The sequence below is a fragment of the Roseateles sp. genome (assembly GCF_031397715.1).
Classification (GTDB): Bacteria; Pseudomonadota; Gammaproteobacteria; order Burkholderiales; family Burkholderiaceae_C; genus Paucibacter_A.
This window is the reverse complement of record NZ_JANNMI010000105.1, coordinates 1-5,943: the sequence shown is the minus strand read 5'-3', so window position 1 is coordinate 5,943 and position 5,943 is coordinate 1. Positions and strand designations below refer to the sequence as shown.

The 5,943-nt window shown below is 62.1% G+C and carries 5 protein-coding genes; all 5 read left to right on the top strand.

Features of this window, described 5'->3' with window-relative positions; genetic code table 11:
* Positions 1-822 (top strand): undecaprenyl-phosphate glucose phosphotransferase (locus tag RMO57_RS04560; protein WP_310384645.1); only part of this gene is annotated, 822 nt, incomplete at its 5' end.
* 43 nt (positions 823-865) lie between these two features.
* Positions 866-2,086 carry a hypothetical protein gene (locus RMO57_RS04555; protein WP_310384643.1) on the top strand — a complete coding sequence of 407 codons (1,221 nt, stop codon included), beginning with the start codon at positions 866-868 and terminating at the stop codon, positions 2,084-2,086.
* Positions 2,087-2,098: 12 nt separating this feature from the next.
* Positions 2,099-3,115, top strand: a complete 1,017-nt coding sequence (gene galE, locus RMO57_RS04550) for a UDP-glucose 4-epimerase GalE (protein ID WP_310384641.1) — start codon at positions 2,099-2,101, stop codon at positions 3,113-3,115.
* A 21-nt stretch (positions 3,116-3,136) separates the two neighbouring features.
* On the top strand, positions 3,137-4,576 hold the full coding sequence (locus RMO57_RS04545; protein ID WP_310384639.1) for a mannose-1-phosphate guanylyltransferase/mannose-6-phosphate isomerase: 1,440 nt from the start codon (positions 3,137-3,139) through the stop codon (positions 4,574-4,576).
* A 46-nt stretch (positions 4,577-4,622) separates the two neighbouring features.
* Entirely contained in the window at positions 4,623-5,903 is a 1,281-nt protein-coding gene (locus RMO57_RS04540; RefSeq protein WP_310384638.1) for a nucleotide sugar dehydrogenase, read from the top strand.
* The last annotated feature ends 40 nt before the right edge of the window (positions 5,904-5,943 follow it).

Sequence of the window (5,943 nt, the reverse complement as noted above, 5' to 3'; positions counted from 1 at the left end):
CACCACCTGCTGCGACAACCGCGTGCGCCCGTCGAACATCGTCATCACCACACCGATGAGTTCGAGGCGCGGATTGATTTTGTTATCGTGCAGTTGCTTGAGCAGGTTCAGGGCACCACCGCCTCGCTGTTTTTTGTGCCCGATGTGTTCGGCATCAGCATTATCCAGGGCCGCCTGCAGGATATGAACGGCGTGCCGGTAGTGGGCATTTGCGAAACCCCGTTCACCGGCACCAACGAGTTGATCAAACGCATCAGCGATATTGTTTTGGCCAGTTTGATTTTGATTTTGATCTCGCCGATTTTGTTGGCGGTGGCGATTGGCGTGAAGCGCAGCTCACCCGGCCCGATTATTTTCAAACAGCGCCGCAACGGCCTCGACGGCGAAGAAATCATTGTTTACAAATTCCGCTCGATGCGCGCGCAAGACAATGGCGACGTTGTCAAACAAGCGACCAAGGAAGACCCGCGCATCACCAAATTCGGCGCCTTTATTCGGCGCACGTCGCTGGATGAGCTGCCGCAGTTCGTCAACGTCTTGCAGGGTCAAATGAGTATCGTGGGGCCGCGGCCGCACGCCGTTGCGCACAACGAAGAGTATCGAAAGCTGATCAAGGCCTATATGGTCAGGCACAAGGTCAAACCCGGCATCACCGGCTGGGCGCAGGTCAATGGCCTGCGCGGCGAGACCGATACCATCGACAAAATGGAAGCCCGGGTTGAATATGATCTGGAATACCTGCGCAATTGGTCCTTGGGTCTGGACTTGCAAATCATTGCACGCACCGCCCGCCTGATGCTGTTTGATCGCAATGCCTACTGAATACAGCCCAGCCATGTCGCCAAACTCACCATCGAGGATATTCATGCCGCACGCGCAACGACGTTTGTTATTGGCCACGGCCTGTTTGGCTGTGTGGGGCAGCGCCGCACCGGCCTGGGCCGAATCAAACCCCTACTACTACGGCGGCTCGCTCGGCATCAACCGCGTTTCGAATATCTACCGCTCGGTCTTCAGCCCGAATGACGACACCGTGGCCACCGCGAGCTTGTTGGCCGGCATCAATCAACCGATAGGTCGCCAACGCGTCTATGCCGACGTCAACGTCAACACCAACCGCTACAGCAAGAACACCGACCTCAACAATGTCGGCTACAGCGTCAAGGGCGGTCTGGATTGGTCGACCGTCGAACGCCTGTCCGGCACGGTCAGCATCGACAACAGCCAGGCGCTGAGCACTTACACCGAACGCACGGCACTAGCGCTGCGCAAGAAAAATACCGAAAACAACACCAGTTTGAACGGCGTGGTGCGCGTCGGCCTGGTGACCAAATACTCGCTGGAGGCGGGTGCCGGTTACCGCACTCGCCGTTTCAGCGCCGACGAATATGCGCAGTTTGAGTTCGATCAGAACCGTTTCTCACTCGGCCTCGTCTACCAACCCAGCCCGGATCTGCGCTTCGGTGTGGCGGGGCGCCTGACCAACGACAAATACCCGGCCTATCTGCCAATCTTCAACGGCATACCTGTTGGGAACCCGGTTGACACCCGCGAGTTCGAGCGCAAGGACATTGACTTCACCAGTCGCTGGGTCGCCAGCGGTGCCAGCACGCTGGACGGCCGCGTCAGCACCGGCCGCTCCAAGGTCAAGCAAGGTGTGGCGAATGACTTCTCCGGCGTGACCGGCCGCATCACCTGGGCTTGGCAGCCGACGGCCAAGTGGAATGTGTCGAGCAGCGTCAGCCGCGACACCGGCCTGGAGTCCTCGTTCAACAACGCCAACACCAGCGCCGAGCAGGACCGCATGACCAATAGCCTGCAGGTCAATGCCAATTACGAGCTGACCGGCAAGGTCTTTCTGACCGGTGGCGCCAGCACGGCCAAGAGCCGGCGCATCAACAATGATGCGGCAGGAAGCCGCGTCGATGACCGGGACAATGCCTTCAATCTGGGCGCCCGCTGGCAATACTCGCGCGGCATCACGCTGGGCTGCCAAGCCAGCAAGTCGTCCCGCGACAGCTCGGAGGTGCGCTACACCTTTGATGCCAATAGCTACGGCTGCTACGGCCAAATCCTCTTGTACTGAGCACCCACCATCATGTCCGCACGCATCTTGCTGACCGGCGCAGCCGGCTACATTGCCTCGCACACTTGGCTGGCCCTGCAGGCGGCCGGCTTCGAGGTCGTCGGCGTCGACAACTTTTCCAACAGCTCGCCCGAGGTGCTGAATCGCCTGAAGACCCTGAGCGGACAAGAGCCGCTGTTCGAGCGCGCCGATGTCTGCGACGCCGGCGCCATGAATGCGGTGTTCGAGCGGCATCGGCCGGACGCCGTCGTGCATTTCGCCGCCTTCAAGGCGGTCGGTGAGTCGACCACCGAGCCGCTCAGCTATTACCGCAACAACCTCGGCGGCCTGGTCAACACCTGCGAGACCATGGTCCGCTTTGATTGCAAGCGCATGGTCTTCAGCTCCAGCGCCACCGTCTACGGCGTGCCCGAAAGCCTGCCGCTGCGTGAAGACGCGGCGCTGTCGGCCGTCAACCCTTACGGCGCCACCAAGCTGATGGGCGAAACGATTTTGCGCGACTTAGGCGCGGCCGACCCGGCTTGGCAGACCGCCGCCTTGCGCTACTTCAACCCGGTCGGCGCCCATGCCAGCGGCCTGATCGGCGAAGACCCACGCGGCACGCCGAACAATCTAATGCCCTATGTGGCGCAAGTGGCTGTCGGCCGGCGCGCGCGTCTGCAGGTCTTCGGCAATGACTACGCCACGCCCGACGGCACCGGCGTGCGCGACTACATCCATGTGGTCGACCTGGCCGAGGGCCATGTCGCGGCGCTGCGCTTCTTGCTGGGCGGCCAAGCATCGATCACCGCCAATATCGGCACCGGCCAGGGCTATAGCGTGCTCGATCTGGTCAAGGCTTACGAGGCGGCCAGCGGGCGCAGCGTGCCTTACGACATCGTGCCGCGCCGCCCCGGCGATGTGGCGGCCTGTTATGCCGACCCCACACTCGCCCGCGAGCGCCTGGGCTGGCAAGCCCGCCATGACCTGACGCAGATGTGCGCGGACAGCTGGCGCTGGCAAAGCATGAATCCGCAAGGTTTTGTTTGAACTCTTTTTTGGAACACTGAAATGTCTTTGATTCAAGTTCAACCGGTCATCATGGCCGGCGGCAGCGGCACCCGCCTCTGGCCACTCTCGCGCGCCGGATTCCCCAAGCAGTTCTTGGTGCTGTCCGGCAATACCAGCTTGTTTCAGCAGGCCGCCGAACGCTTGGCCGCACTCAGCGCCGCTGACATCGCGCTGGCCGGCCCCGCCATCATCGGCAACGAGGAGCACCGCTTTTTGGTGCTGGATCAATTGCGCGAAACCGGCCTGGAGCCGAGCGCCGTCTTGCTTGAACCGATGGGGCGTAACACCGCGCCTGCGCTGACGCTGGCCGCCTTGCAGGCGCTCGAAGGTGGGGCTGACCCGGTGCTGGTCGTGACCCCGTCCGACCAGACCGTCAGCGACGGACCGGCCTTCACGCTGGCGTTGCAGCAAGCGATTCGCCAAGCGGCCGAGGGCGCGATCGTGATCCTGGGCATCACGCCGGATCGCGCCGAGACCGGCTTTGGCTATATCCGCACCGAGGCCGACGCCGCCGGTCTGGGCGTGGCCCAGTTCGTGGAAAAGCCCGACGCCGCCACGGCCGAGCGTTATGTCGCCGAGGGCAATTACTTCTGGAACAGCGGCATGTTCGTGCTGCGCGCTTCGGTCTGGATGACGGCGCTGGAGCGCTTCCGCCCCGATATCGCTGCAGCCAGCCGAGCAGCCTGGGCGGCCCGCTCGGTCGACGCCAAGTTCGTGCGCCCGGGCAAGGCTGAGTTTGCCGCCGTGCCGTCCGAGTCGGTCGACTATGCGGTGATGGAGCGTTGCCCGGGGAGCGATATCGCGCTGCGCATGTTGGCGCTGGACGCCGGCTGGAACGACCTGGGCGCCTGGGACGCGGTCTGGCAAGTGGCGGACAAGGATGGAAACGGCAATGTGGCAGTAGGTGATGCGATCTTCAGCGACAGCCACAACACCTTGGTGCACGCCACCAGCCGCCTGGTCAGCGTGGTCGGCCTGAGCAATGTGGTGGTGGTGGAAACCCCCGACGCCATCCTGGTCAGTGACCGCGCGCGCAGCCAAGAGGTGAAGAAAATCGTTGCCCGTCTGGACGCCGAAAAGCGCGGCGAGCAGACCCTGCACCGCAAGGTTCACCGGCCCTGGGGCTGGTACGACAGCGTCGATTCGGGCGAGCGTTTTCAGGTCAAACGCATCATGGTCAAGCCGGGCGCGACGCTGAGCTTGCAAATGCACCACCACCGCGCCGAGCATTGGATTGTGGTTTCCGGCACCGCCGAGGTCACCAACGGCGACAAGGTTTTGCTGTTGAGCGAGAACCAAAGCACATATATCCCCTTGGGCCAAACTCACAGGCTGGCCAATCCGGGTAAGGTGCCGCTGGAAATTATCGAGGTGCAGTCCGGCTCGTATCTGGGCGAGGACGATATCGTGCGTTTCGAAGACACGTACGGCCGAAATTGAGGCCGTAATTCAGGCCTGGTCAATCAATCTGGTTTAGGGAAAAGAAATGAGCATCATTGCCGTCGTAGGTTTGGGTTATGTGGGCTTGCCCCTGGTGATCGAGTTCGGCAAGCATGGCCGCACGATCGGTTTTGATATTGCCAAGGACAAGGTCGCCAAGTGCCAGGCCGGCGTCGACCCGTCGCGCGAGTTGAGCGACGAGGAAATGCGCCAGTCGCCGCATGCCGAGTACAGCTTTGATCCGGCCTGCCTGGCCGAAGCCGACGTGATCATCGTGGCCGTGCCGACACCGGTCGACGGTGCCCACATCCCCGACTTCCGCCCACTTGTAGGTGCCAGCACCAGCGTCGGCCGCAACCTCAAAAAGGGCGCCATCGTTGTGTATGAATCGACCGTCTATCCGGGTGCCACCGAGGAGGTTTGCATCCCGGTGTTGGAGCGCGAGTCGGGCCTGAAGTGGAAGACCGATTTCTTCATCGGCTACAGCCCTGAGCGCATCAACCCGGGTGACAAAGAGCACACGCTGACCAAGATTTTGAAGATCGTCTCCGGCGATACGCCAGAGACGCTGGACACCGTTGCCAAGGTCTACGAAAAAATCATCATCCCCGGCGTGCACCGCGCCGCCAGCATCAAGGTGGCCGAGGCCGCCAAGGTGATCGAGAACACCCAGCGCGACCTCAACATCGCCTTGATGAACGAGCTGTCCATCATCTTCGACAAGATCGGCATCGACACCTCCGAGGTGCTCGAAGCGGCCGGCACCAAATGGAACTTCCTGAAGTTCAAGCCGGGTCTGGTCGGCGGCCACTGCATCGGCGTCGATCCCTACTACCTGACGCACAAGGCCGACATGCTGGGCTATCACCCGCAGGTGATCCTGGCCGGCCGGCGCATCAATGACGGCATGGGCAAGTTCATCGCCGAGCAGACCATCAAACAGATGATCGCGGCCGGGTCGGCCATCAAGGGCGCCCGCGTCAACGTGCTGGGCCTGACCTTCAAGGAAGACTGCGCCGATCTGCGCAACTCCAAGGTCATCGACATCATCAACGAGCTGAAGACCTACGGCGTCGAGGTGATCGTCACCGACCCGGATGCCGATGCGGATGAGGCGGTGCATGAGTACGGCGTGCGGCCGGTCACGTGGGCTGAGCTGCCACGGGCCGACGCGATCGTCGCGGCGGTCGCGCACAAGAGCTACAAGGCGCTGAGTGCGGCGGATCTGGCCGCCAAGCTGCTGCCCGGCGGCGCCTTCATCGACGTCAAGGCGGCCTTTGACAAAGAAGCCTTGCAAGCAGCCGGTCTGCGTGTCTGGCGTCTCTAATTTATTTGGATTGATATGACTATTCTCGTCACCGGCGGCG

Excerpts from the sequence above, each read along its gene's own strand:
- RMO57_RS04540 (WP_310384638.1), top strand. The coding sequence starts at position 4,623 with ATGAGCATCATTGCCGTCGTAGGTTTGGGTTATGTGGGCTTGCCCCTG.
- galE (WP_310384641.1), top strand. The coding sequence starts at position 2,099 with ATGTCCGCACGCATCTTGCTGACCGGCGCAGCCGGCTACATTGCCTCG.
- RMO57_RS04555 (WP_310384643.1), top strand. The coding sequence starts at position 866 with ATGCCGCACGCGCAACGACGTTTGTTATTGGCCACGGCCTGTTTGGCT.
- RMO57_RS04545 (WP_310384639.1), top strand. The coding sequence starts at position 3,137 with ATGTCTTTGATTCAAGTTCAACCGGTCATCATGGCCGGCGGCAGCGGC.